Origin of the sequence: Kribbella sp. NPDC026611 (genome assembly GCF_040638345.1) — a bacterium.
GTDB lineage: Bacteria > Actinomycetota > Actinomycetes > Propionibacteriales > Kribbellaceae > Kribbella.
Window position 1 is genome coordinate 847,930 of record NZ_JBEZYC010000002.1, and the last position, 23,223, is coordinate 871,152.

Genomic DNA, 23,223 nt, shown 5'->3' on the forward strand with positions numbered 1-23,223 from the left:
CCGGGAAGCGGCACTGTCACGGGCTAGCCCGTGACCAGGTGACCGACGGTGTGCTCGACCGCCGCCAGCGCGGCGTCGGCACCGGACGCGTCCGTGCCACCACCCTGCGCGACGTCGTCCTTGCCACCGCCCTTGCCACCGAGCTTCTCGGCCGCGACCCGGACCAGGTCACCGGCCTTCAGCCGCCACTCGCGGGCGGTGTCGTTCAGCGCGATGACGATGCCGGGCTTGCCGTCGTTCACGCTCAGCACCGCGATCACGGCCGGCTTGTCGTTCGACATCCGGCCGCGGACGTCCAGGGCCAGCTTGCGCAGGTCCCCGCCGTTCACGCCGTCGGGTGCACGGTGGCCGACGTACTGGACGCCGAAGACGTCCCGCGGGTTGCTCGCCAGCTCGGCGGCCGCCTGCAGCACCTGCGCGGCGCGGATCTGCTGGAGCTCCTTCTCGGCGACCCGGAGCCGCTCGGCGAGGTCCGCGACCTTGGCGGGCAGCTCCTCCGGGCGGGCCTTCAGGTTCTCGCTGAGCAGCCGGACCAGCGCCCGCTCGCGACCCAGGTAGTGCAGCGCCTCCATGCCGACGAAGGCCTCGATCCGGCGCACCCCGGCACCCACCGACGACTCACCGGTCACGGCCAGCGCACCGACCTGCGACGAGTGCTTCACGTGCGTGCCACCGCAGAGCTCACGCGACCAGGGGCCGCCGATCTCGACCACGCGGACCTGCTCGTCGTACGTCTCACCGAACAGCGCCAGCGCACCCCAGTCCCGGGCCTCGGGGAGCGTCATGTACTGCGCCGACACCGGCAGGTCCTGCCGTACGGCGAGGTTGGCGACCTCCTCGATCTCCGAACGGGTCGCCGGGTCCAGCGCGGACGACCAGGCGAAGTCGAGCCGCAGGTAGCCGGGCTTGTTGTACGAACCGCTCTGCAGCGCGTTCGGGCCGAGCACCTGGCGCAACGCGGCGTGCACGACGTGCGTGCCGGAGTGCGCCTGGCAGGCCGAGACCCGCCACTCGTGGTCGACCTGGGCGTGCACGTCGGTGCCGGGACGCAGTACGCCTTCGACGACCTCGACGCGGTGCACGATCAGGCCCTTGACCGGACGCTGGACGTCCAGGACCTTCAGCTTCAGGCCGTCGCCGACGATCAAGCCCTCGTCCGCGATCTGACCGCCGGACTCGGCGTAGAACGGGGTCTTCTCGAGCACGACCTCGACGGTCTCGCCCGGCTCGGCGAACTCGGCGACCGCGCCCTCGCGGAGCAGCCCGCGAACCTGCGAGTCGGTGGCCAGCTCCTGGTAGCCGGTGAACTCGGTGACGCCCTTGTCGCGCAGCTCGCGGTACCCGGAGGTGTCCGCGTGGCCGGCCTTCTTGGCGCGCGCGTCCGCCTTGGCCCGCTCGCGCTGCTCCTTCATCAGGCTCTTGAAGCCCTCGGTGTCGACCTGGAGGCCCTGCTCGGCCGCCATCTCGACGGTCAGGTCGATCGGGAAGCCGTAGGTGTCGTGCAACTGGAACGCCTTGGCACCCTCGAGCTGGTGCGCGCCGCCGGCCTTCGTCTCCTTGACCGCGACGTCGAAGATGCTCGTCCCGGCCGTGAGGGTACGGCGGAACGCCTCCTCCTCGGCGTACGCGACCTGGCTGATCCGGCCGAAGTCGGCCTCCAGTTCCGGGTACGACTTCTTCATCTGCTCCAGGCTCGTCGGCAGCAGCTCGACCAGGCTGGGGTCCTCGTACCCGAGCAGGCGCATCGAGCGGATCGCGCGGCGGAGCAGCCGGCGCAGGACGTAGCCGCCCTGCTCGTTGCTCGGGGTGACGCCGTCGCCGATCAGCATCAGCGCGCTGCGGACGTGGTCGGCGACGACCCGGAACCGGACGTCGTCGACGTGCTCGGAGCCGTACTTGCGGCCGCTGAGCTCGGACGCCTTCTCGATCACCGGGAAGATCTCGTCGATCTCGTACATGTTGTCGACGCCCTGCAGCAGGTACGCGACCCGCTCCAGGCCGAGACCGGTGTCGATGTTCTTCTTCGGCAGCTCGCCGAGGATCTCGTAGCCGTCCTTGCCGCCGCCCTCGCCGCGGATGTTCTGCATGAAGACGAGGTTCCAGAACTCGAGGTAGCGGTCGCCCGCCTCCCAGTCCCGGTCGGCGCCGAACTCCGGGCCACGGTCGATCAGGATCTCCGAGCACGGGCCGCACGGGCCGGGGATGCCCATCGACCAGAAGTTGTCCTTCATGCCGAGCCGGACGATCCGGTCGTCGGGCAGGCCGGCGACCCGCTTCCAGATGTCGATCGCCTCGTCGTCCTCGTAGTACACCGAGGCGTAGAGGACCGACTCGTCGAACCCGTAGCCGCCCTCGTTCTGCGGCTTGGTGACCAGCTCCCAGGCGAACTCGATCGCCTGCTCCTTGAAGTAGTCACCGAAGGAGAAGTTGCCGTTCATCTGGAAGAACGTGCCGTGCCGGGTGGTCTTGCCGACCTCGTCGATGTCGAGCGTCCGGACGCACTTCTGCACGCTGGTCGCGCGCGCGTACGGCGGGGTCTGCTGGCCGACGAAGTACGGCACGAACTGGGCCATGCCGGCGACGTTGAACAGCAGGTTCGGGTCCGGCGACGGGAGCGGCGCGCTCGGCACCACGGTGTGGCCCCGGTCCTCGAAGTACTGCAGGAACCGCCGCCTGATCTCACTGGTTTCCATGGGTGTTACCGGTAGTCCTCACGTTCTTGGGCCTCGATGCCGAGGGCATCCCTGAGCTCGGTCTCCCGCTCGGCCATGCCCTCGCGGACCTGGTCGCCGAAGTGCCGGACCGCGGCGGCCAGCTTGGCCGCGGACTCCTGCATCCCCGCCGGGGCGAGCACCTGGGCACGCTTCTTCAGCCGGGTGACGGCGTACACGCCGACGGCGATCCCGACGATCAGCCAGATGATCCGCTTCACCGCTTCCGCGCCTTCCGCTCGGCCTTCATCTCTTCCTTCACCCGGCGGCTGACGTCCTTGCGCTGCTGGTCGCCGAGGGCGCGGCGCACGCCGTACGTGAACGCGGCCGCCTTCACCAGCGGGCCGCCGGCGGTGGCCGAGAACAACGACATCAGCGCGGCCGCGTTGGTGGTCACGGTGGTGGCGTTGTCGGTGATCGTGTCGACCTTCGCCAGCTGGGCGTTCGTCGTCGCGACCGTGTTGGTCACCTCACCGAGCAGCGGGACGCTGGAGTCGGAGACGCCCTTCACCATGATCCGGGTCTCGTCGAACACCTTGCCGAGCTTCAGGATCGGATAGGCCAGCAGGCCGACCAGGATGAGCAGCGCGCAGGCGGCTATCAGCCCCGCGACTTCACCGACGCTCATGGAAACGATCCACCTTCCGTGACTTCGTCGTACCCGTGTGGACCGCCCGACCTTATCGCGCGCCCCTACCGCACTCCGCTCCAGGACACCATCCCTCACATCACAGTCCGTCTCCAAACCGGGTCAGCCACTCGGGGATCCCGTGGATCGGGCCGGTCGCGGTCGGGGTCGGCGTGGGGGTGGCCGGTGTCGTCGTGGCCGGGGTGGTGGGGGTGCCGGTCGGGGTCGGCGTTGGGGTCGTTGGCGTTGTCGGTGTTGGCGTTGTCGGTGTTGGCGTTGTTGCCGGCGGCGCGGTCGGTGCCGGCGTTGGTGTCGCCCTCGGTGTGGGGGCGGGGGTGGGCTTCGGTGTTGCGGTTGCCGGTGTGGTTGTTGCCGACGGTTTGGCGGTGGTCGGCTGCCCGGTGGCGTGGCGCGGCACTACCAGGGGCGGTCGGGGCGGAGCGGGTTCGACAGCCGTCGTACTCGCGGTCGGCACCGGGAGCAACGGCTTCCCCACCGGCAACGACGGCCGGGTCTGGGATCTCGACGTACCTTGCGTTCGCTCGACCGACGGGCCGGCTTCGTTCGACGGTGTCTGGGTGCTGCCGGTGTCGTGCGCACCGAACGGAACCAGGAACCAGGCGCCGCCGAGCAGCACCACAGCTCCCGCACCAGCACTCAACTTCAGGACGGATGGACGCCGGCGGGCATGCCGGCCAAGCTGCCTCACAACCACAAACCTTTCATCCCCAGGCCGCCAGGCAGCCTACCCAGGGGATCGCCTCAATCGAAGCTCACGGTGAGTGCCTGGACGCTGCCATCGGGTGCCCAGCGCAGCCGCATCGAGCCGGTGCCACCGCCCGACCAGCGGAAACGCGCCTGCTCGTCGCCGTCCTCGAGGAGCGTCATCGTCTCGGTCGGCGGATTCTCCTGGTACGCCGAAGCAATCGCCGTCCGGCCTTCGAACGGACCGACCTGGATATCGGCGAAGTCCATCGTCGCGTCCGGGGCGAACCGCTCCGCGAACGTGTCCCAGTCGCCGCTCGTGACGGCGTGGTTGAACGCCGCGACGTGCTCGGACGTCCGGCTCACTTGCGGTCCCGGAGGATCTTGCGGATGGCCGCGACCCGGTCGGCGTACGCCGCTTCGCCGCCGCGGCGCGTGGGCGTGTAGTAGTCGGTGCCGTCGACGACGTCCGGCGCATACTGCTGCGGGACGATGCCGCGCGGGTCGTTGTGCGAATACTGGTACGACGCCCCGTGGCCGATCTTCTTCGCACCGGCGTAGTGGGCGTCGCGCAGGTGCGGCGGGACCGGGCCGACCTTGCCGGCCTTCACGTCCGCGATGGCGGCGTCGACGGCCATGATCACCGCGTTCGACTTCGGGGCCAGCGCGAGCGCGACGACCGCTTGCGCGAGGTTGATCCGGGCCTCGGGCATGCCGATCAGCTGCACGGCCTCGGCGGCCGCGACCGCGACGCCCAGTGCGGTCGGGTCGCCCATCCCGATGTCCTCGCTGGCCGAGATCACCAGCCGGCGCGCGATGAACCGCGGGTCCTCCCCCGCCTCGATCATCCGCGCCAGGTAGTGCATCGCGGCATCGACGTCCGATCCACGGATCGACTTGATCAGCGCCGAGGCGACGTCGTAGTGCTGGTCCCCGGCCCGGTCGTACCGCACCGCGGCCCGATCAACCGCCGTTTCCAACGTCTGCAGGTCAATGACGGCCCGCCGAGCCTTGTCTTCTGCCGCACCGTCCTCTGCCGCACTGGTCGCCGCAGTTTCGCCGTCCGCCGCCTCCGCGTCTGCCGCCGTCCTGCCGCCCAGAGCCTCGGCCTTCGCGGATGCCTCGTACTTGGCCCGCGCCCCGCCTGCCGCAGCTTCCAGGTAGGTGAGGGCCCGCCGAGCGTCCCCGCCTGCCATCCGCAGCAGGTGGTCCCGGGCGTCCTGAGCCAGCTCGAACTCGTCGTTCAGGCCTCGCTCGTCGACCAGCGCCCGGTCGAGCAGGGTGGAGATGTCGTCGTCTGTGAGCGACTCGAGCGTCAGCAGCAGGCTGCGGGACAGCAGCGGCGAGATGACCGAGAAGAACGGGTTCTCGGTGGTTGCGGCGACCAGTGTCACCCAGCGGTTCTCCACACCGGGCAGCAGCGCGTCCTGCTGGGCCTTGGTGAATCGGTGCACCTCGTCGATGAACAGAACGGTCTCGACGGTGCCGGACGGCCGCGAGAGCTCCCGCCGGGCCGCGTCGATCACCTGACGGACGTCCTTGACCCCAGCCGTCACCGCGGACAGCTCGACGAACTTCCGGTTCGTCTGGTGCGACACGACAGCCGCAATGGTCGTCTTGCCGGTGCCCGGAGGGCCCCACAGCAGCAGCGACATCGGCTGGTCACCCTCGACCAACCGGCGCAGCGGCGAGCCGGGCGCCAGCAAGTGCTGCTGCCCGACCAGCTCATCCAGACTCCGTGGCCGCATCCGCACTGCCAGCGGCGCCGCCGTGTGGTCGGCATCCGCCAGACTCCCGCCGCCTCTGGCAGGCGCGGGCGCTCCCGGCAGATCGAACAAACCGTCACTCACGCCAAGAGCCTAACCGCCCCCACCGACAGCCCTACGGATCACCTGTCCCGGCCGGTAGGCCGCTGCTTCTCGATGGCCCGCGCATCACGACCGGGGAGAGCCGCGGCCCCGTCCCCGAGCTTGCCGGCGAGGTCGTTGCGAACCGACGAGAGCTGAGCTTGAGCGGACTCGAGCCGGTGCTCGTGGACCTGCTGTCTGTCGGCGGACTCGGCGGACTCTCGCAGGGTCTTGAAGGTCGAGTGGAAGAACATGGCGGTGGCCGGGGTACCCAACGCAATGTTGGCCCACGGCGGCAGACCAGCTGCGTGGTAGCCGAGCGAGTAGGTGAAGTAGGCCGCATTGATACGTGCCAGGTGCGGCACGACAGAGTGCGTGCCGGGTTTCCGCGCCGCGGTCGCAGCCACCTTGAGGCGCTCGTTCCTCAGGCGCCGCCCCTCCTGCACCAACTCGGCGGCCGCCTGGCGGGTCGGCTCGCTCACGCGCACTCGAGCACCGGTAGCCACCACGTCCCGAAGCAAGGCTGCCTGCCCCAGACGGGTCAAGGACTCCCCCAGCCACCGATCAGCGTCCTCCGGCAGCTGGACCTGTCCGCCGTACGCCTCCGTGAGCTCCTGCCGAAAGTCCTCGATCCCACGCGCGGGCATGGCCTCCAGCTTGTTCGCAGCCCGGTTCTGCGCCTGTGCCGTCGCTTCTTCGATGGTCACGCCCCACTTGTTGTCCCGGTCGAGAGCGAGCTCGGCTGCCATCTCGAGAATCTGCTCGGCGGCCGACTCGGACCGGTCCTGCCCGGCGAGCGGCTCGATCTGTGCCTTGTCCAGCTTGAGCTCTCGCCACCAGAAGGCCAGTTCGTCGGCCGTCTCGCGCGGCTGGGCGGGAGAGTCCGCCGGGAACATCTGCTCGTACCGGTCCAGGGCAAGCAGGGCTTCGGTCGCGAACAGACTGACCACGCGCTGGGCCGCCTCGACCTCACCCGGCACCGGTTCCAACGCCTCGCCGTTACGGCGCCAGAAGCGCCACTTCACGACGGCTTCTCCAGCCGCGCTGCCACGCTCTCGATCGCCTCGGCGCGGACGCGTAGCCGGTCGAACTCGGCCGACAGCTCCGGTCCGGCCACCTCGTAGTCGGCGTCGTCGGGGGCGTCGCTGGGGACGAACCACCAGTGGTCGTCGTACCACGTCGGCCCGACCTCGGTGCCGCCGAGCAACGGCGTCGCCGCGCCGCTCTGAACCAACTCGCGCACTTCCTCTGCTGACAGTGTCCCGTCGGTCACTCCTCGAACTTTATGCTGCCGAGGGGCGACCGCTAACGGCTCAGGCCGTCCCGTCGCGTGGACGATTCGCCGGCGCGGTGGGCAGCCGACTGGTCGAGCGCGGTGGTCAGCCGCCAGCTGGCCAGGCTCTGCTGCTTCTGCGCCTCGCCGACCATGCCCCGGTCCTCTTTGAAGTCCGCGTACGACTGGCTCCATCTCCTGCCCATGTACGCCGCGGCCGCGGCGAGCACCGCCGTCTGGACCGGCTGGGGCAGCTGCGCGATCGCCGCGAGTGCCTCGACGCCGATTCCCTTCGCGCCTGTCGCCAGGTAGTCGGCGTACTGCTCGGCGCGTGACGGCGCCGGATGCTGGTCCAGGAAGCGGCGATGGGTCGTCACGAGCTGCGCCTGCTCGACGAAGCCCGCGGCCGCGTCCCGGGCCTGCTTGTTGCCACGGACCTTCACGCCCAGGGCCGCCGTGCGGTGCAGGATCGACGCTTCGGCGGTGCGAGCGAGCGACTCGCGCAGGCCGGGCGCCGGTACGCCGCCATCGCCGTAGTACTTGTCGTAGGTGGCGCGCAGCTCCTCCGCCGGCCTGCCGTCGAGCCCTGCTCGAGCGGCAGCCTTCTCGAGGGTCAGACCGGCCTCCGGCTCCAAGGCGAGCTCACCTGCGGCGACCAAGAGGAGCTGGGCCCTCGTCGGCCCGACCGGTGGCACCGGCTGCAGATCACGTACCGGTTGCTCGGGGCGGTCGAATCCCAGCTCGCGCAGGGGTCCGCTGAGGTGCTGTGCGACCAGTAGCGGCGTCTGCGGGTCGTCTGCCGGGAGGGACCGCTCGAAGCGGTCCAGCATGAGCACTGCCTCGGTCGCGCACAGGTCCATCGCCAGCTGTGCAGCCAGGGACATGTCCTCCGGCCGTGGGGTCGTCGCCATCGGCTACGCCTCCCCGTCCCGTACTGCGGCGACTCGGTCCGCGCGGACACGGAGCTCGTCGAGCTGCTCCGCCAGCGCCGGGCCGGCCGCGCGGTAGTCGCCGTCGTCAGCGGCGTCGCTCGGTACGTACCACCACTGCCCGTCCCATGAGACCGGACCGACGTCAGTGCTGGGTAGCAGCTGTACGGCGTCGCCCGCGTCGATCAGGTCGCGGACGACGGCCGCCGTCAGGGTGTGCTCGGTCATCTGCTGCCTCCTCCAGAAAGTCGAGGCGACAGTAGGGCCGGCAGAGGTTCAACGCGGGAGGTTTGTGCGCGGGCTCAAGCCTTGTTCTCCGGCTTTTCATCCTCGGGGTCGTCCTCGGCTTCGACCTCATCGGTCTCAGCGTCGGCGGCCTCGTCGTCCGTGTCGTCGTTCGCGTCGCGAAGCTCCTCGGGGAGGTCGTCCGCGTCGAACTCCTCCGGCAGGATCTCCTCGGACTCGGAGACGGCCTCGGGCTTGATCGCGTTCCGCAGCCGGCCGAGGATGCGATCGGCCTCGGTACCGAACGGGTTGTCGTTGACCAGGTACGTCCAGGTCGCCGTCGGCCGCGGGATCCCGCTGACCTCCTCGTTCAGGCCCTCGGCGGTGATCTCCGCGCTGCCGAACGTCTCGACCGCGTCCTTCCACGCGTCCTCGACGAGGGTGTCGAACGACGCGATCGCGGACTTGTTGAACTCGTCGATCGGCTTCAGGTGCACGATGCCGCCGGCCAGCGAGCGCAGGTGGATGCCTTCGCGCAGGTCGGACAGGTATGCGAGGTGGTCGGTCCAGCGGCGGTCCAGATGGCCCAGCGCGATCCGCCGCGCCGCGTCCTTCACCACGTCCTCGCCGTGCTCCTCCACGAGCTCGTCGTACCGCTCCTTGGCCCGCTCGGACAGCTCCTCGGCGGCCAGGTCCTCGGTCAGAACCTTCTCGCGGGTGTCGAGCAGGATCGCGCGCTGCTGACCGGTCAGCCGGTTGTACTGCCACGTCGTCCGGTGCAGCTCCGCGTTGGCGCCGTCGGCGACCCGCTGCGCGTGCTCGAGCATGCCGACCGACTTGCGGTCGGTCAGCCGCCCGCTGTCGTCCGGGTGCGGCCGCAGACCGGACGAAACGGAGTACCGCGTCACCAGCTCGTCGGCCAGGGAGGCGAAGAAGAGAGAGCCACCCGGGTCACCCTGGCGGCCGGCGCGGCCGCGCAGCTGGTCGTCCAGCCGCCGGGAAGCGTGCAGGCCGGTGCCGATGACGTAGAGACCGCCCAGCTCGATGGCCTTGTCCTTGTCGTGCGACTCGTCGCGCCCACCGAGCCGGATGTCGGTACCGCGGCCGGCCATCTGGGTCGACACAGTGACAGTGCCGGGTACGCCGGCCTCGGCGATGATCGCCGCTTCCTCGGCGTCGTTCTTCGCGTTCAGCACGACATGCGGGATCCCGGCAGCCTCGAGCCGGTCGCTGAGCTGCTCCGACTCCTCCACGCTGTGGGTGCCGATCAGGATCGGCCGGCCGGTCTCGTGCACCTCGGCGATGTGCTCGACCAGTGCGGTGTTCTTCTGGTCGACCGTCAGGTACAGCCGGTCCGCGTCGTCCTTGCGGATGTTCGGCTTGTTCGGCGGTACGACGGCCACGTCGACGTCGTAGAACTCCTGCAGTGACTCACCGACGACGACCGCGGTACCGGTCATGCCGCAGAGCGTCTTGTAGCGCTTGATCAGCGCCTGCACGGTGATGCTGTCGAGGATCTCGCCGGAGTCGCTGACCGGTACGGCCTCCTTGGCCTCCACCGCGGCCTGCAGGCCGTCGGGCCAGCGCTGCAGCTTGGCGATGCGGCCCCGGTTGTTGTTGATCAGGCTGACGCGGCCGTCACGCACCAGGTAGTCGACGTCGCGACGCAGCAGTACTTCGGCGTGCAGCGCGACATTGATCTGGGTCAGCCGGTCCAGGTTGTCGTCCTCGTACAGGTTGATCCCGTCGAGCGCCTTCTCGACCTTGTCCGTGCCCCTGTCGGTCAGCGCGACCGTACGGCCGTCGCCATCGATCTCGTAGTCCACACCGGCCCGCAGCGTCCGGACCAGTTGGACCACGTCGTCGTCCAGTGCCTCGTTGCGGGTGGCACCGGCGAGCACCATCGGTACCCGGGCCTCGTCGATCAGCACGGAGTCGGCCTCGTCGACCAGTGCGACGTCGGCCTCCACGGTGACCCGGTCCGCGACGTCGGTGACCAGGCGGTCCCGCAGTACGTCGAAGCCGATCTCGGTGACAGGCACGTAGCAGACCTCGGCCTGGTACGCCTCCCGGCGCTCCTCCGGGGTGGACGCCTGGCCCACGTGCGACACGGAGACCCCGAGCAGCTCGTACACCGGGCCCATCCACTCGGCGTCGCGCTTGGCCAGGTAGTCGTTGACCGCCAGCACGTGCACCCTGCGGCCGCCGACCGCGTAGCCGGCCGCAGCGATCGCACCGGCCAGCGTCTTGCCTTCACCGGTGGCCATCTCGACCACGCGGCCCTGCAGCATCGCCAGCGCGCCGACGACCTGGCCGTCGAACGCCCGCTCGCCGAGCTTGCGGTTGCCCGCCTCCCGAGCCAGCGCGAGGAACTCGATCTGCTCGTCCTCGTGCAGGCCACCGGTGGTCCGTAGCTCCGCGACCGACTCGGTCAGCTCTTCGTCGGTCAGGGACTGGACCGATTCCTCCGCCTCGTTGACCAACTGGGTGAGCCGCTCGTACGGGCCGAGATCGATCGAGCCGGGGCGCTGCAGCAGCCGGCGGAAGCGAGAAGCGATTTTCAGGGCCATGATGCAGGCAACGTACAGCCTTGGGCGGTCGTTCCGCTCGTCAGGGGCATGGCGAGCCGCCATGCCCTAAGTCAGGGTGTCCACTCGTAGGGTGTCGTGGTTGTAACGGCGTGGAGGCCGAGTTTCTGGAGGATGGGGCGGGAGTCCTCGGAGGCGTCGACGCGGAGGAACTCGTAGCCGCGCTCCTTCGCCAGGCGGGCGCGATGGGCGAGCAGTGCGCTGTAGATGCCCTGCCGGCGCCACTCCGGGTCCGTGCCGCCGCCCCACAGGCTCGCGAAGCCGGTGCCGGGGTGGAAGCGGATCCATGCCGCGGACACGGCCGGGCTGTCCGGTCCCTTGAGCGCGTCCTGGACCAGGAAGACCGACAGGCGGTCCGGGAACATCCGCGCCTCCGCCGCCAGCCGCTCCTCGATCCGCTCCAGCCCGTTGCGCCACAGCGAGTCGGTCAGTACGCCGATCCGGTGGTAGTCGGCCGGTCCGTCCGCCTCCCGCAGTACCACCTTGGACGGCAGCGCCGACGGCCGCTGCAGGATCCGGTCGACCTCGCCGAGGATCAGCGTCTCCGGGTCCTGCCGGCTGAACCCGGCCCGGACCAGCCGCTCGCCCAGATCGGCCGGCTCGTCGTACGCGTAGGTCTTCCACTCGAACGGCAGCCCCCGCTGCCGGAAGAACTCCACCTCGTGCGCGATGACCTCGTCGGCGTCGTCCCCCAGACCCCGCGGCGCCTCGACGAAACCAGCTCCGTCCGGCCCCTCGACGTACGACCGGTAGACCGCACCGTCGTGCTCCTGCTTCCAGCCGGGGATGGCGTCGGCGTCCGGCAACCGGATGCGGCGATGGAAAACCTCGAGAAGTTCAGCCGGTGTCATCCCCGAAGTCAACCAACCGTCGCCTCCGTGCGTCCAACGAGTAAGTCCTGAAGGGGGGACATCATGAAACTTCACCACAGCACCCCCAAGACGATCCTCGCCGCACTCGCGGTGATGGCAGTCCCCGCCGCCGCGTTCGCGGCGCCGGCGCTGGCCGGATCGTCCACCGCCCCCCACCTCGCCTCGACGACGACCACCACGACCGCGGCGTGCCCCCGCGGCTGGGGTTCGCTGCCCGAGGTCAACAACCACGTGCGGTCGCAGACGACCGCACCCACCGCGGTCACCAACGTCCGCACCGGCCGCCATGCCTGCTTCGACCGGCTCGTCGTCGACCTGAGCGGCGGACCGACCGGGTACGACGTGCGGTACGTGAGCAGTGTCCGGCAGGACGCCTCCGGTCGACTCGTCCCGCTCCGAGGTGGCGCGCGGCTGCAGATCGTCGTACGCGCACCGGCGTACAACATCAACACCGGCAAGGCGACGTACACGCCTCGCAATCAGCGGGAGCTGAGCAACGTGGCCGGGTACAGCGCGTTCCGGCAGGTGGCGTTCGCCGGCAGCTTCGAGGGGCAGACCACTGTCGGGCTCGGTGTCCGCGCCCGGCTCCCGTTCCGCGTGTTCACGCTGGCGGGGCCGGGCACGAACAGCCGGCTCGTGGTGGACGTCGCCCACCACTGGTAGGGGTTCTGGGGGTTACAGCACCCGGTTGAGCAGGTCGTAGAAGGTGTTCGCCAGTACCAGCTCGTAGGGGCCGGTGAGCATCGGTCCGAGCTCCGCCATGTCGGACGGGGTCCAGGACCAGGCACCGATCAGACCGGAGATGAACAGCGGGCTCGCGCCGTCCCAGCCGGCGATCCGCTGGTCCATCGCGGCCTTGAACTCGGCTGCTTTACCGGGTGCACCCCAGCCACCGGTGATCGGTATGCCGCCCTGCCGGACGGTCAGCGGGTCACCGTCCCAGGTCTGCATGATCCCCTTGGTCGGGGTGTAGTTCGCGTACCCCTCGGCGATCTGCTTGGACAGCAGGATCCACTTGTTGTCCTGGCGGCCGCTGTAGGCGTAGACGATGTCCAGGCCGGTACGGCGCATGAAAGAGCCGGACATCTTGAGGTACTGCGTCAGCTCGTCGGCCTGCCACGACGCGGGGTATGTGTAGCCGCCACCGGACGGGCCGCAGACCAGCAGGTCGTTCGCGGTCGCCGTGCGCTGGTAGTAGCTGTACAGACCGGGGCCTGTCTCGGCCAGCAGCGGGCTGACGGTCCAGTTGGTCGGTACCTCGCCGCGCTTGGGGTCGTCCCAGATCTCACGCAGGCGGCGCTGGCAGTACTGGATGTTGTCGCCCTCACCGAAGGTCAGGGTCACGTAGACCTTGTTCTTCGGCTTGCTGATCCTCCTGATCGGCCGTGGCCTGTCAGAGATCGGTGCGGCGAAGCCCGCGTGCACTGTGCCGTTCATGTAGAAGTCGGCCGCTACTACAGGCGAACCGCCCTTCGAGGCGAGGTCGACACCGTCCCACTCGCCGGAGACGTCGTTGGCGAACCAGCCCATGTACGGGGCGAGCGTGGGGTACTTGGCGAAGTACTCGATGAGCAGGTCGCCTGTAGCACCGCCTGGCGGTAGCCAGCTCACCATGGCCTTCGTCGCCACCACGTAGTCGCGGAAGTAGGCGAACGGCTCGATGCGGGTGGGTGCTGTGTCGGTGATCGTGACCAGGTACTGGTTCCACATGGTCACGGTGACGACGAGGGACGTCGTACCTGCCGGTGGCGCGAACGCGTAGATGTAGTAGCCGCCGCCGTCGCTGAAACGGTTGGCGTCACCACCGATGCTCGAGTTGGCGCCGTCGAACAGGTACTGCGCCTCCTCCGGGGTGTTCGGCTTGAAGTGGGCGATCTCGGTGCCGTTCGCCTTCACCCAGACCTCGGAGACGGACGGGCCCCAGCCGTCGTCGGTGAACGAGTCCTGGAAGCGGACGAACACCTTCTCCTTGCCGAGCTTGGCGGAGACGTCCAGGTCGTAGTTGCCCCGGTTGGACGAGTCGCGGATCTGCCGGGTCTCCCGCGCGATCTCCTGCCACTGCACGTTCTCCACGCTCACCACGTGGGTCGGCGGGAGGCCGGCGAGCAGCTGGTGCGTCACCCGCGGGTACAGGTTGTCGAGCTGCCACCTGTAGGTCTTGACGCGGTCGGCGTCGAACATCCCGCGCAGGTCCTTGACGATCCTGAGCCCGTGCGCCTTCGCCTGGTCCGCGTCCGCGACGACCGCGTTCTCCAGGCCGGCCAGGGTCGTGGCCACGTTGATCGAGTCCGGTACGGCGGGGTCGTGCACGATCGCGCCGCGGATCCGGGAGCGGTACTTCGCCACCAGGTCCAGCGGGTTCGCGTACGTCGTCGTCGGCAGCCGCATGTCCTTGAGCCACTTGAGGTCCGGCGTGCTCTGGGTGCCGGTGTCGTAGTTGAAGTACAGCTCCGGTTCGGTCCGGTTGACGACTCCTTGCAACGTTGTCAGCAGGGTCTGGTCCCCGCCGGTCATTTTGCTCAGATCGCCGTAGTTGAGGTGCTTAGGGCGGTTGAACCCCGGCAGCAGCCGGACGGGGCTGCCGGACGTCGATGAACCCACAGCCTGCGCTGACGTTTCGAGGCCTGGCACCACGCCCAGACCCCCCGCCGCCACCACACCACTGCCCGCCAGGAACGCTCGTCTCGAGACCATCGCGACCCACTCCTGTCACTGACATCGATGTCAAACTTGCGCCGGACAGTAACAACCCCAAGACACCGTGTACATACCTCACGCACGATTTCTGGAATCGTTTCCGTCCGAAACGGCCCACGCGTGCTCCGCGGGCGCTACTTCGTCGCTCCGCTCCTCAACGCACCCACTACGCGCGCTCCCACCCACCCCCGGCTTGGCGCCGTACTTCCCACTTCCGGCTACCGCCGGACCTTCCGGCTGGCGCCGGGTCTTGCGGCTGCCGCCGCGCTTTCCGGCTGGCGCCGGGGGGTTGCTCGCTGGCGCTCGCGAGTGACTGCCGCGGGCCGGCGCACTTCGCGGACTGGCTGCCCGTCGCGGCGATCCATCAGCATTGAAGCGGGCCTGCCGTGGCCTGCAGGTACCCCCACCTGGGACCCTGGGGATCCGGCGGGCGGAAGGACTGGAATTGACGACTCACAGCGGTGATGAGCACAACCGTCTCAGGTCGTCGTTTGGTCAGGTGGCTGAGGCGTATGACCTGCATCGGCCGGACTATGCGGAGGCTGCGGTTCGTTGGGTGCTTGAGTTTGCGCCTGGGCGGCGGGTGGTTGATCTCGGTGCTGGGACTGGGAAGCTCACCGCGGTGCTGGTGGAGCTTGGGGCTGAGGTCATTGCTGTTGAGCCCGATGAAGCGATGGCGGGTGAGTTGCGTCGGGCGCTGCCCGCTGCGCTTGCCCTGCCGGGTAGTGCCGAGTCGATTCCGCTGCCCGACGAGTCGGTCGATGCAGTGGTGGCCGGGAACGCCATGCACTGGTTCGACCTGGACATCGCAGGGCCCGAGATCGCCCGAGTCCTGGGGCCGAACGGGGTTCTCGCCGGGCTCTGGAACGTCATGGACGACCGGGTCGACTGGGTGGCCGGGCTCGCGCAGGTCAGCGGACCCGCAGCCATCGGACCGCGCGACACCGTGACCAGTTGGCGCGAAGCAACAGCCCACCTCCGTTCCTCGCGCTTCGGCCAACCCGAGCACGCCGAGTTCCCGCACGGCCAGCGCCGTACCGCGGAATCCCTGGTCGCGACCCTCGGCACCAGAGCAGGCATGCTCGTCATGCGCGAACCAGACCGAACGATCACCCTCGATCGCATCCGCGCCTACCTGCAAACCCGGCCCGAGACGGCGGGTGAGTTCTCCCTTCCACTCCTGACCGGCGTCCTGCGAGCCCGCCGGCTCAACCCGTAAGCGTGAATGTCAAGAATCGCCGCACAGGTTCGACCTGCGATCGAGGACGGTGCCGGTGGGTCTTGCCCAGTTCGGCGAGGACACCAAGCCGGTCCGGCGGTTCGTCCATCGCGACCACCAGAGTCTCGTGTCCTGGAACGTCTACGACCGGCCCGGCCACTTCGCGGCCACCCAGTCCCCCGAACTGCTGATCGCCGACATCCAGACCTTCTTCGGAAACCTCCGCAAATTCAGCGGTTGAGCTCGGAGGCGGCTCTGGCGGCGGCTTCGATGGTGGTGCGGCGGGCTTCCCAGTACTCCGGGGTCTTGCCGTGGAGGGATTTGGCCAGCGGGCCCTGGCCTACTTGACCGTCGAGGGATTCTCGGAGGATGTCGGCGTGGCCGGTGTGGCGGGTGGTTTCGGTCAGGACGTGGGTGAGGATGTTGAAGAGCTTGACGTTCGGGCGCGGCCACCAGGGGACGTAACCAGGAGCGTCGATCGGGAGGGCCTTGATGGTGGCGTCGGTGTACTCGGCTGCTAGTTGGTAGCGGTCGAGAATGTCGGCGCGGGACTCGTGTTCGGTGGCCCACATGTCTTCGCCGGTCCAGGCTTCGTCGCTGTCCCAGGCCGGGAGCGGCCAAGGGGCCGGGCGGTCGAAGATTTCGCTGAAGTAGCGGCCCTCGGTCGCGGACAGGTGCTTGACCAGGCCGAGCAGGTTCGTACCAGTCGTGGTGAGCGGGCGGCGTACGTCGTACTCCGAGAGGCCGTCGAGCTTCGAGAGCAGCACCTCGCGGGTCCACACCAGCTCGTCGTGCAGGTACTGCTTGGCGAAATCGTCGATCATGTCACCCCAGTTGCTCGCGGCGGCGCTTCAGATAGGCGGTCTCGGCGGTGTTGCCGGCGAGCTCGATGGCTTTGTCGTACGCGGCGCGTGACTCCTGGCTGTTGCCCAACCGGCGGAGGAGATCAGCTCGCGCCGCGTGAAAGGCGTGGTACCCAGCCAACTTCGGCTCGAGCCGGTCGATCGTGGCCAGCGCCACCTCGGGGCCGTCGAGCTCGGCGACGGCGATGGCGCGGTTGAGGGCGACGATCGGCGTGGGATCGATGCGAACCAGCTGGTCGTACAACGCGACCACCTGCGACCAGTCGGTGTCCCGCACGTCGCGGGCCGAGGTGTGTACGGCGTTGATCGCCGCCAGGATCTGGTACCGCCCAGGAGCGACCCCAGCCGCCAGCCGCTCCCGCACCAGCCGATGACCTTCGGCGATGAGCGCGGTGTCCCAGCAGCCGCGGTCCTGATCGGTCAACGTGACCAGCTCGCCGTCGGACGAGACACGCGCCGTACGGCGAGCCTCGGTGAGCAGCATGAGCGCCAGCAGCCCAGCAGTCTCGCCGTCGCCCGGCAGCAGCGCCCGGATCAGCCGCGTCAGCCGGATCGCCTCGGCCGTCAGCGTGTGCCGCACGGGATCGGTGTCGGGCCCGGTCGCCAGGTACCCCTCGTTGAAGACCAGGAAGAGCACCGAGAGTACGCCGGACACGCGCCCCGGAAGGTCTTCCGCGGAGGGCACCCGGTACGGGATGCGGGCGTCCTTGATCTTCGCCTTCGCCCGCGTGATCCGCTGCCCGATCGCGGACTCCTGCGCCAGGAACGCCCGCGCGATCTCCGGCACGGTCAGTCCCCCGACCATCCGCAGCGTCAGCGCGACCCGCGCCTCCAGCGAGAGGGCAGGGTGGCAACAGGTGAAGATCAGCCGGAGCCGCTCGTCGTCGATGACACCGAGAGGCTCAGGCGGTTCGTCGTACAGCATCAGAGCCTCCTTGTGCTTGTCGTCGCGCTTGTTCTCCCGCCGGAGCCGGTCGATGGCCTTGCGGTTCGCAGTCGTGGTCAGCCAGGCGCCGGGGTTCGGCGGTACGCCGTCCTCCGGCCACCGCGCCACCGCCGTCGCGAACGCCTCGGCCGCGGCTTCCTCGGCAATGTCGAGATCGCCGAACCGCTTGGTCAGCGAAGCGACCACCCGGGCCCACTCCTCGTGGTGGGCCGCGGTGATCGCGGCTTGTACGTCGCTCACAGGATCGGTCGCACCTCGATCTTGCGGTTGCACGCCTTCGACGCGCCCTCGGCGAGCTTGAGCGCCAGGTCCAGGTCGTCCGCGTCGATGATCCAGAACCCGCCGACGAACTCCTTCGACTCGAGGTACGGGCCGTCGGTGAACATCGCCTTCTCCCCCCGGTTGTCGATCACGGTCGCCGTCGACGGCGCGCCGAGCCCGGCGCCGAACACCCAGTGCCCGTCCGCCTGCAACTGAGCGTTGAACACGTCGATCGCCGCGTCCTCCTCCGGCGTGGCGAACCCGACCTCGTCGAACAGCACCGAAAACACGTACTGCATCTCAGCTCCCGTCATCCAGGCCGCCCTCGTCAGCAGCCTCTCACCCCCGCTACGAACTCCCCTCCCCCAATCCGACAACACTCCCCAGATCTTTTCGGGTCAGGGGGTTACGCGACGTCATTGCGCCTCCGCCGGGTGAAGCGGGAACGGAACTTCGAGTCGTACTCCAACTGCACGTACCCCGAGGAGTGCACCCCGACCGCGACGAAGCCGGCCAGCAGGAACACGGCCCCAGCCACCAACGAGATGTGCCAGAAGGCCGCTGTCAGCCCGACGAAGGAGGCACCCTGCGCGACGGCCTTGGCCACACTGACCGTCCGCGACCGCGTCACCTGTCGCCGGAACGCCTCCTGCCGGTTGAGCACCGCCAACCCCGCCAGCAACGGAAGCGACACCGCAAAGGCAACCACGCACACGGTCGCGGGCACATCCAGCGAATCCACGGTCAGGAACGGCTGTACGACGACCAGCCCGGCCGCCGCCAACCCGCCGTACACCAGGTTGGACTGGCGGATCCACTCCTCCTGCGCAGCCGGCTCACCGACCGTTTGCGCAACCTCCTGCTGCACCCGCTCGGCGTCGGCCTCCGCTGCCTCGACCTGGTCGGCGACGAAGTCCTTCTCCTCATTCATAGCCAGCATCTTCCCCGACGCGGGTGGCGTACCCTCGTCCGACGCCGCGATTTCACGAAGGGGGCAGCGTGACTCAGACACCGGACCTCGGTCCCGTCCCGGTGCGCGTCGCCGTCGAGACCGAGCAGGTACGTCGTCTTGTCGCGACGCAGTTCCCCGAGTGGGCCGGGCTTCCTGTCGAGCCCGTGGCGAAGGGCGGGTGGGACAACTGGACGTTCCACCTCGGGACCGAGCTGGTCGTGCGGCTGCCGAGCGCCGCGGAGTACGCCGAAGCCGTCGAGAAGGAGCACCGGTGGCTCCCGGTCCTCGCTCCTCAACTCCCGCTGACCATCCCCGTCCCGGTGAGCTTGGGGAAGCCGACCGCGGACTACCCGCACCCGTGGTCGATCTACCGCTGGCTCGACGGCGTCACCGCGACGTCCGACCGCATCGCCGACCCGGAGCAGTTCGCCCTGGACCTGGCCGGCTTCCTCGCCGCCCTGCAGAGCGTCGACGCCACCGACGGCCCGCAGCCCGGGATCCACAACTGGTACCGCGGCGGCACTCTCCGCACCTACGACAAGCTCGTCCAGCAGGCACTCGAAGAACTGGACGGGTACGTCGACGTCGCCCTCGCGCGCCAGATCTGGACGGACGCCCTTGCCTCGCGCTGGGACGGCGTGGACCGGTGGTTCCACGGAGACGTAGCCGAAGGCAACCTCCTACTCGCCGACGGCCGCCTCACCGCCATCATTGACTTCGGCACCTGCGGCGTAGGCGATCCCTCCTGCGACCTAGCCATCGCATGGACCCTCCTGACCCCCACCGCCCGCACCCTCTTCCGCAACCACCTCTCAACAGACAACCCGACCTGGTCCCGAGGCCAAGGCTGGGCCCTCTGGAAAGCCCTAGCCACCGCCCTCTACACCTACCAAGACCCGGCAGCCGCCCCCGAGTTCCAGGCCGCCCACCAAACCCTCACCACAATCTTCACCGCCTACACCACCACCTAGCACGTGGGGCTGACTACCAGGCGCGGTGGAGGAGTTCGGTGGCTTCGGCTAGGGAGAGGTTGGCTCGGCGGGCGGCTCTTGCGAAGACGGTCGCGGCAGCTTGGGATTCTTCGTCGTCGACCCGGCTTCGGGAGGCCAGGACGAAGGTGCCGTTGCGGCCCCGGGTCTCGATCAGGCGGGCGCTTTCCAGTTCTTTGTAGGCGCGGGCGACGGTGTTGACGGCCAGCCCCAGGTCGCCGGCCAGCTGGCGGACGGTCGGGAGGCGGGTGCCTTGGGCAAGTTCACCCGCACGGATCAGCCCATCGATCTGGTCCTTCACCTGCTCGTACGGCGGTTTCGCTGCCGCCGGGTCGACCGAGATGATCATCCGACGACCCGCTCCACCCGCCGCAGCGCGCTCCCGCTCCGGCCGACGATGGTGGACAAGCACAGCAGCCCGAGCGAGATCAGGAACAACACGCCCGCCAGCCCCGAGAAGTACGCCGGCGCATCCGCCGGCCACTGGAACGACATCGGAATCGCCGCACCGAGCAGCCAGCAAACCGTCAGCCCGGACGACGCGATGTCCCGCAACGTCGTGGCCCGCAACGCCTCCTGCCACCGCAGCTCGGCCGCACCCCGCGACGGCTGGTTCACCTCCAGCGCCTTTCGCTGCAGCAAGATCCCCAACCCCCACAGCGGTGCGGCGGCGATCCCACTCCCGATCAGGATCCAGCCCCGCCCCGGATGATCGCTGCTCCGCAGTATGACGATCCCCATCACCGCGGCGACCGCGGGCAGCAGCAAAGCGCCGTACTGGATCGCGATCTCGACCGGACTCAGGTAGTCGCGCAGCTGCCGCGGCCGGAGCGTGGCCGTCCGCGGACCGTCGAAACGCGACGCCCGCACGGTCCGGTAGCTGTGGACGAGCGACGCCAGCCCACCGACCGCCGCCGTCACCGCGATCATGCCCGTCAGCAACCTGATGTCGAACTCCGACGCGAGCCTGAAATCCCCGCCCGGCCGAAGAATCAGCACCACGGCACCACCCAGCAACGCGCCCGCCACCATCCCGATCAGCAGCACCACCTGGCGACGCATGTACCACCCCTGCGCCGCCTCGATCAGCTCCGGCTCGGCGGGCAAACCACCGTGCTCGACCAGCCGCCCGACCTCCCGGATCGCGGTCCGCCGGCGAGTCAGCAGGAACAGCAAGGCCGTCCCGAGCAGCAGCACCTCGATTGTCAGCACGACCATCACTCCCTCCGGTTCTTTGTACCAAATGTATTGATACAAAGAGCCGGAGTCAAGTGACCCTTTGGGTCCGGGAGAGTGGGCGGCATGTCGTTCTCGGGGAACAACACGTCGCGGGCCGGTGGCGTCCGGGCGCTTGTGCTCATCGCCGTGCCACTGGTGGTCCTGCTGCTGGCTCTGGTCGGACTGGGACAGCTCGGTGTCATCGATGGGCCAGGGCCGTTCGGCAAGCATGTGCCGAAGGTCCAGCAGCTGGCGAAGTGGCCGGCGACAGCCGGCGAGCTCAAACTCGTCGGTTCGGACAAGCCGCAGTACGCGCTCGCCGGCCTCGACTACGACTGGGAGGTGAGCACGTCCTACAGCACCGGTTCCGGCGACGACTACCAAGAGCACCACGTCAGCGTCGCCGGCTCGACGAACCAGGTGAAGGACGTGATCGGCGACATCGACGTCAAGAAACTCGAGCCCGGGTACTGCGGGACTCGCGTCGTCGGCCGGCTCCTGACCCGGGAGTGCGGCGTCGCCCGCGGCAGCATCGTCGCGATGGTCGAGAGCCCGCCGGTCGGCCCGTCCGACGAAGAACTGATCAAGTACGCCACGGACCTCGCTCAAGCCGTCGCGTAAACCCGCGCGCAGGCTCAGGCGAAGTCGGCCGGATCGTACGGCTTCTGCTCGACCAGGACCAGCCAGTTGCCCGAGTTGTCCCTCAGCACCGCCTCCACGCCGTACGGCCGGTCCGCCGGCTCCTGGAGGTACTCGACGCCCTTCGCGGTCAGCTCAGCGAACGTCTTCCGGCAGTCGTCCGTCGCCAGCCCGACCCCGTGCATCGACCCCTTCGCCATGATCCGGCTGATCCACCCGGCCGACTCCTCGTCCAGCGGCGGACCGGGGAGCATCAGCGCCAGCTCGAGCTCCGGATGGTCGGCCTGGTGCACCGTGCACCAGCGGAAGTCCTCGCTGAGCGTGATGTCGTCACCGAGCTCGAACCCCAGCTTCTCGGAGTAGAACGCCTTCGCCTCGTCGATGTCGTTCACGTAGACCGTGACCAGACTGACGTTGGTGATCATCAGTTCCTCCTGCAACTCGTCGTGGGTACGACGCTACGGCCGCGACTCCCGCGCAGGCTTCTCCGGAATTGCGGAGTTCAGCCCGAGCATGAAGACGAAGCACCCCGGGATCCGCGCCCCGCTCTGCGTCTTCTGGTACTCCGTCGGCGTCAGCCCGACCAGCTCCGTGAACCGCTGCGAGAACGACCCGAGGCTGCTGTACCCGACAAGCCCGCACACCTCGGTCACGGTCAGGTTCGTCGCCCGGAGCAGGTCGGTCGCCCGCTCGATCCGGCGCCGGGTCACGTACTGCATCGGCGTCTCGCCGTACGCCGCGGCGAAGCAGCGCAGGAAGTGGTACTTCGACACGCCCGCGGCCGCCGCCAGCCCGGCCAGGTCGAGCGGCTCAGCGTAGTTGCGATCGGCAACATCCCGGGCGCGGCGCAGGTGCGGCAACAGCTCGGCCGGTACGACGATCCCCACCCGGCGAGCGTAGTACGCCCGCGGACTTTCGGCCGGTACCGAAAGACTGGCAGGCCTTCGGCAGCGTGCCGACGGTAAGACCATGAGAGTCGGACAGAGTGGCACCGGACCGGGACCGCACACGCCGGACGGCAGCGCGGTCGAGCTGTACGAGGTGACGCCCGCCCACGGCGAGGACGAGTTCATCAACGCCGCGATCGAACCCGGCAGCAGCATTCTCGAGCTCGGCTGCGGCACTGGCCGGATCACGCGCCCCCTGCTCGACTTCGGGCATCAGGTGGTCGCGGTCGACGAGTCCCCCGACATGGTCGCGCGGGTCGTCGAGAACGCGCCGGGAGCAGAGCCGATCTGCGCCGGGATCGGCGAGCTCCACCTGGACCGGCGGTTCGACGTGGTGCTGATGATGTCGTACCTGATCAACGTCGCCGACGACGAGGAACGCGCGCGACTGCTCCGGACCTGCGCACACCACATTCGCCCCGGCGGAACGGTTGTCCTCCAGCAACAGGTTCCGGGCATGCTCCGCGGTCCCGCGGTACTGGAGAACGAGTACCGCAAACTCGTGATCTCCGACGTCGAGGAACGCCCGGGAAACATCCAGGCCGCGACGCTGACGCACACGATCGGCGGCCGCACCTGGTCCCAGCACATTCTCACCAAGAACCTCTCCGACGAGGAGCTCGTCTCCCAACTGACCGCGGCCGGGCTGCGACTCGCGAAGTACCTGACCCCCGACAAGACGTGGGTGAGCGCTCGCCCGCTCTGAAACGCGCC

At 68.9% G+C, this 23,223-nt stretch carries 27 protein-coding genes; 6 read left to right on the forward strand and 21 right to left on the reverse strand.

Translation table 11 applies throughout. From position 1 onward, the window contains the following. Positions 1 to 23 precede the first annotated feature (23 nt). The 12 genes from alaS to AB0E69_RS10100 form a co-directional block, all read right to left on the reverse strand. Positions 24 to 2,693 carry an alanine--tRNA ligase gene (gene alaS, locus AB0E69_RS10045; RefSeq protein WP_360142299.1) on the reverse strand — a complete coding sequence of 890 codons (2,670 nt, stop codon included), beginning with the start codon at positions 2,691 to 2,693 and terminating at the stop codon, positions 24 to 26. Between the two features lie 5 nt (positions 2,694 to 2,698). Further along, positions 2,699 to 2,932: a DUF6167 family protein gene (locus tag AB0E69_RS10050; protein WP_360142301.1), complete on the reverse strand. Its 234-nt coding sequence runs from the start codon at positions 2,930 to 2,932 to the stop codon at positions 2,699 to 2,701. Continuing rightward, complete coding sequence (locus AB0E69_RS10055) at positions 2,929 to 3,339, reverse strand: DUF948 domain-containing protein (protein ID WP_360142303.1); 411 nt, start codon at positions 3,337 to 3,339, stop codon at positions 2,929 to 2,931. The genes AB0E69_RS10050 and AB0E69_RS10055 overlap by 4 nt, the downstream gene beginning before the upstream one ends. Before the next feature lie 100 nt (positions 3,340 to 3,439). Continuing rightward, entirely contained in the window at positions 3,440 to 4,048 is a 609-nt protein-coding gene (locus AB0E69_RS10060) for a hypothetical protein (RefSeq protein ID WP_360142305.1), read from the reverse strand. 53 nt (positions 4,049 to 4,101) lie between these two features. Continuing rightward, positions 4,102 to 4,410, reverse strand: a complete 309-nt coding sequence (locus AB0E69_RS10065) for a nuclear transport factor 2 family protein (RefSeq protein WP_360142307.1) — start codon at positions 4,408 to 4,410, stop codon at positions 4,102 to 4,104. Beyond that, complete coding sequence (locus tag AB0E69_RS10070) at positions 4,407 to 5,894, reverse strand: replication-associated recombination protein A (protein ID WP_360142309.1); 1,488 nt, start codon at positions 5,892 to 5,894, stop codon at positions 4,407 to 4,409. Before AB0E69_RS10070 ends, AB0E69_RS10065 begins: the two co-directional genes overlap by 4 nt. Before the next feature lie 38 nt (positions 5,895 to 5,932). Then, on the reverse strand, positions 5,933 to 6,916 hold the full coding sequence (locus AB0E69_RS10075) for a hypothetical protein (protein WP_360142311.1): 984 nt from the start codon (positions 6,914 to 6,916) through the stop codon (positions 5,933 to 5,935). Further along, complete coding sequence (locus tag AB0E69_RS10080) at positions 6,913 to 7,164, reverse strand: hypothetical protein (RefSeq protein WP_360142313.1); 252 nt, start codon at positions 7,162 to 7,164, stop codon at positions 6,913 to 6,915. Before AB0E69_RS10080 ends, AB0E69_RS10075 begins: the two co-directional genes overlap by 4 nt. A 32-nt stretch (positions 7,165 to 7,196) precedes the next feature. Continuing rightward, positions 7,197 to 8,075, reverse strand: a complete 879-nt coding sequence (locus AB0E69_RS10085; protein WP_360142315.1) for a hypothetical protein — start codon at positions 8,073 to 8,075, stop codon at positions 7,197 to 7,199. Positions 8,076 to 8,078: 3 nt separating this feature from the next. After that, positions 8,079 to 8,321 carry a hypothetical protein gene (locus tag AB0E69_RS10090; RefSeq protein ID WP_360142317.1) on the reverse strand — a complete coding sequence of 81 codons (243 nt, stop codon included), beginning with the start codon at positions 8,319 to 8,321 and terminating at the stop codon, positions 8,079 to 8,081. 74 nt (positions 8,322 to 8,395) lie between these two features. Continuing rightward, on the reverse strand, positions 8,396 to 10,888 hold the full coding sequence (gene secA2, locus AB0E69_RS10095; protein ID WP_360142319.1) for an accessory Sec system translocase SecA2: 2,493 nt from the start codon (positions 10,886 to 10,888) through the stop codon (positions 8,396 to 8,398). 71 nt (positions 10,889 to 10,959) lie between these two features. Continuing rightward, positions 10,960 to 11,757, reverse strand: coding sequence for a GNAT family N-acetyltransferase (locus AB0E69_RS10100; protein ID WP_360142321.1), 798 nt, complete (start codon positions 11,755 to 11,757; stop codon positions 10,960 to 10,962). A gap of 63 nt (positions 11,758 to 11,820) precedes the next feature. On the opposite strand from AB0E69_RS10100, the gene AB0E69_RS10105 reads away from it, so the two are divergent. Continuing rightward, positions 11,821 to 12,441: a hypothetical protein gene (locus AB0E69_RS10105; protein ID WP_360142323.1), complete on the forward strand. Its 621-nt coding sequence runs from the start codon at positions 11,821 to 11,823 to the stop codon at positions 12,439 to 12,441. 12 nt (positions 12,442 to 12,453) lie between these two features. Here the strand turns inward: AB0E69_RS10105 and AB0E69_RS10110 are convergent, their stop codons facing one another. After that, positions 12,454 to 14,472 carry a GxGYxYP domain-containing protein gene (locus AB0E69_RS10110; protein ID WP_360142325.1) on the reverse strand — a complete coding sequence of 673 codons (2,019 nt, stop codon included), beginning with the start codon at positions 14,470 to 14,472 and terminating at the stop codon, positions 12,454 to 12,456. 502 nt (positions 14,473 to 14,974) lie between these two features. Between AB0E69_RS10110 and AB0E69_RS10115 the strand changes: the two genes are divergently transcribed. Further along, positions 14,975 to 15,694 carry a class I SAM-dependent methyltransferase gene (locus tag AB0E69_RS10115; protein WP_360142327.1) on the forward strand — a complete coding sequence of 240 codons (720 nt, stop codon included), beginning with the start codon at positions 14,975 to 14,977 and terminating at the stop codon, positions 15,692 to 15,694. 55 nt (positions 15,695 to 15,749) lie between these two features. Then, positions 15,750 to 15,935 carry a hypothetical protein gene (locus tag AB0E69_RS10120; protein WP_360142329.1) on the forward strand — a complete coding sequence of 62 codons (186 nt, stop codon included), beginning with the start codon at positions 15,750 to 15,752 and terminating at the stop codon, positions 15,933 to 15,935. Here AB0E69_RS10120 and AB0E69_RS10125 read toward each other — a convergent pair. The 4 genes from AB0E69_RS10125 to AB0E69_RS10140 form a co-directional block, all read right to left on the reverse strand. Continuing rightward, on the reverse strand, positions 15,925 to 16,518 hold the full coding sequence (locus AB0E69_RS10125) for a DinB family protein (RefSeq protein ID WP_360142331.1): 594 nt from the start codon (positions 16,516 to 16,518) through the stop codon (positions 15,925 to 15,927). The two genes, AB0E69_RS10120 and AB0E69_RS10125, sit on opposite strands and share 11 nt — an antisense overlap. 1 nt (position 16,519) lies before the next feature. Continuing rightward, complete coding sequence (locus tag AB0E69_RS10130) at positions 16,520 to 17,743, reverse strand: RNA polymerase sigma factor (protein WP_360142333.1); 1,224 nt, start codon at positions 17,741 to 17,743, stop codon at positions 16,520 to 16,522. Next, entirely contained in the window at positions 17,740 to 18,063 is a 324-nt protein-coding gene (locus AB0E69_RS10135) for a YciI family protein (RefSeq protein ID WP_360143018.1), read from the reverse strand. The genes AB0E69_RS10130 and AB0E69_RS10135 overlap by 4 nt, the downstream gene beginning before the upstream one ends. Positions 18,064 to 18,170: 107 nt before the next feature. Further along, on the reverse strand, positions 18,171 to 18,695 hold the full coding sequence (locus tag AB0E69_RS10140) for a hypothetical protein (RefSeq protein ID WP_360142335.1): 525 nt from the start codon (positions 18,693 to 18,695) through the stop codon (positions 18,171 to 18,173). A gap of 68 nt (positions 18,696 to 18,763) precedes the next feature. Between AB0E69_RS10140 and AB0E69_RS10145 the strand changes: the two genes are divergently transcribed. Continuing rightward, positions 18,764 to 19,687: an aminoglycoside phosphotransferase family protein gene (locus AB0E69_RS10145; RefSeq protein WP_360142337.1), complete on the forward strand. Its 924-nt coding sequence runs from the start codon at positions 18,764 to 18,766 to the stop codon at positions 19,685 to 19,687. A 13-nt stretch (positions 19,688 to 19,700) separates the two neighbouring features. Here AB0E69_RS10145 and AB0E69_RS10150 read toward each other — a convergent pair whose 3' ends face one another. Both AB0E69_RS10150 and AB0E69_RS10155 read right to left on the reverse strand, forming a co-directional pair. Continuing rightward, positions 19,701 to 20,054, reverse strand: a complete 354-nt coding sequence (locus tag AB0E69_RS10150; RefSeq protein ID WP_360142339.1) for a GntR family transcriptional regulator — start codon at positions 20,052 to 20,054, stop codon at positions 19,701 to 19,703. Beyond that, the gene (locus AB0E69_RS10155; protein WP_360142341.1) at positions 20,051 to 20,923 is read right to left on the reverse strand and encodes a hypothetical protein; all 873 of its coding nucleotides are present in this window, start codon (positions 20,921 to 20,923) and stop codon (positions 20,051 to 20,053) included. Before AB0E69_RS10155 ends, AB0E69_RS10150 begins: the two co-directional genes overlap by 4 nt. A gap of 84 nt (positions 20,924 to 21,007) precedes the next feature. On the opposite strand from AB0E69_RS10155, the gene AB0E69_RS10160 reads away from it, so the two are divergent. After that, on the forward strand, positions 21,008 to 21,544 hold the full coding sequence (locus tag AB0E69_RS10160) for a hypothetical protein (RefSeq protein ID WP_360142343.1): 537 nt from the start codon (positions 21,008 to 21,010) through the stop codon (positions 21,542 to 21,544). A gap of 14 nt (positions 21,545 to 21,558) precedes the next feature. Here the strand turns inward: AB0E69_RS10160 and AB0E69_RS10165 are convergent, their stop codons facing one another. Next, positions 21,559 to 21,987 (reverse strand): VOC family protein, encoded by a 429-nt coding sequence (locus AB0E69_RS10165; RefSeq protein ID WP_360142345.1) that lies wholly within the window; start codon positions 21,985 to 21,987, stop codon positions 21,559 to 21,561. Positions 21,988 to 22,020: 33 nt separating this feature from the next. After that, positions 22,021 to 22,449: an AraC family transcriptional regulator gene (locus tag AB0E69_RS10170; RefSeq protein ID WP_360142347.1), complete on the reverse strand. Its 429-nt coding sequence runs from the start codon at positions 22,447 to 22,449 to the stop codon at positions 22,021 to 22,023. Between the two features lie 82 nt (positions 22,450 to 22,531). Here AB0E69_RS10170 and AB0E69_RS10175 point away from each other — a divergent pair, with 82 nt between their 5' ends. After that, positions 22,532 to 23,215 (forward strand): methyltransferase domain-containing protein, encoded by a 684-nt coding sequence (locus AB0E69_RS10175; RefSeq protein ID WP_360142349.1) that lies wholly within the window; start codon positions 22,532 to 22,534, stop codon positions 23,213 to 23,215. The last annotated feature ends 8 nt before the right edge of the window (positions 23,216 to 23,223 follow it).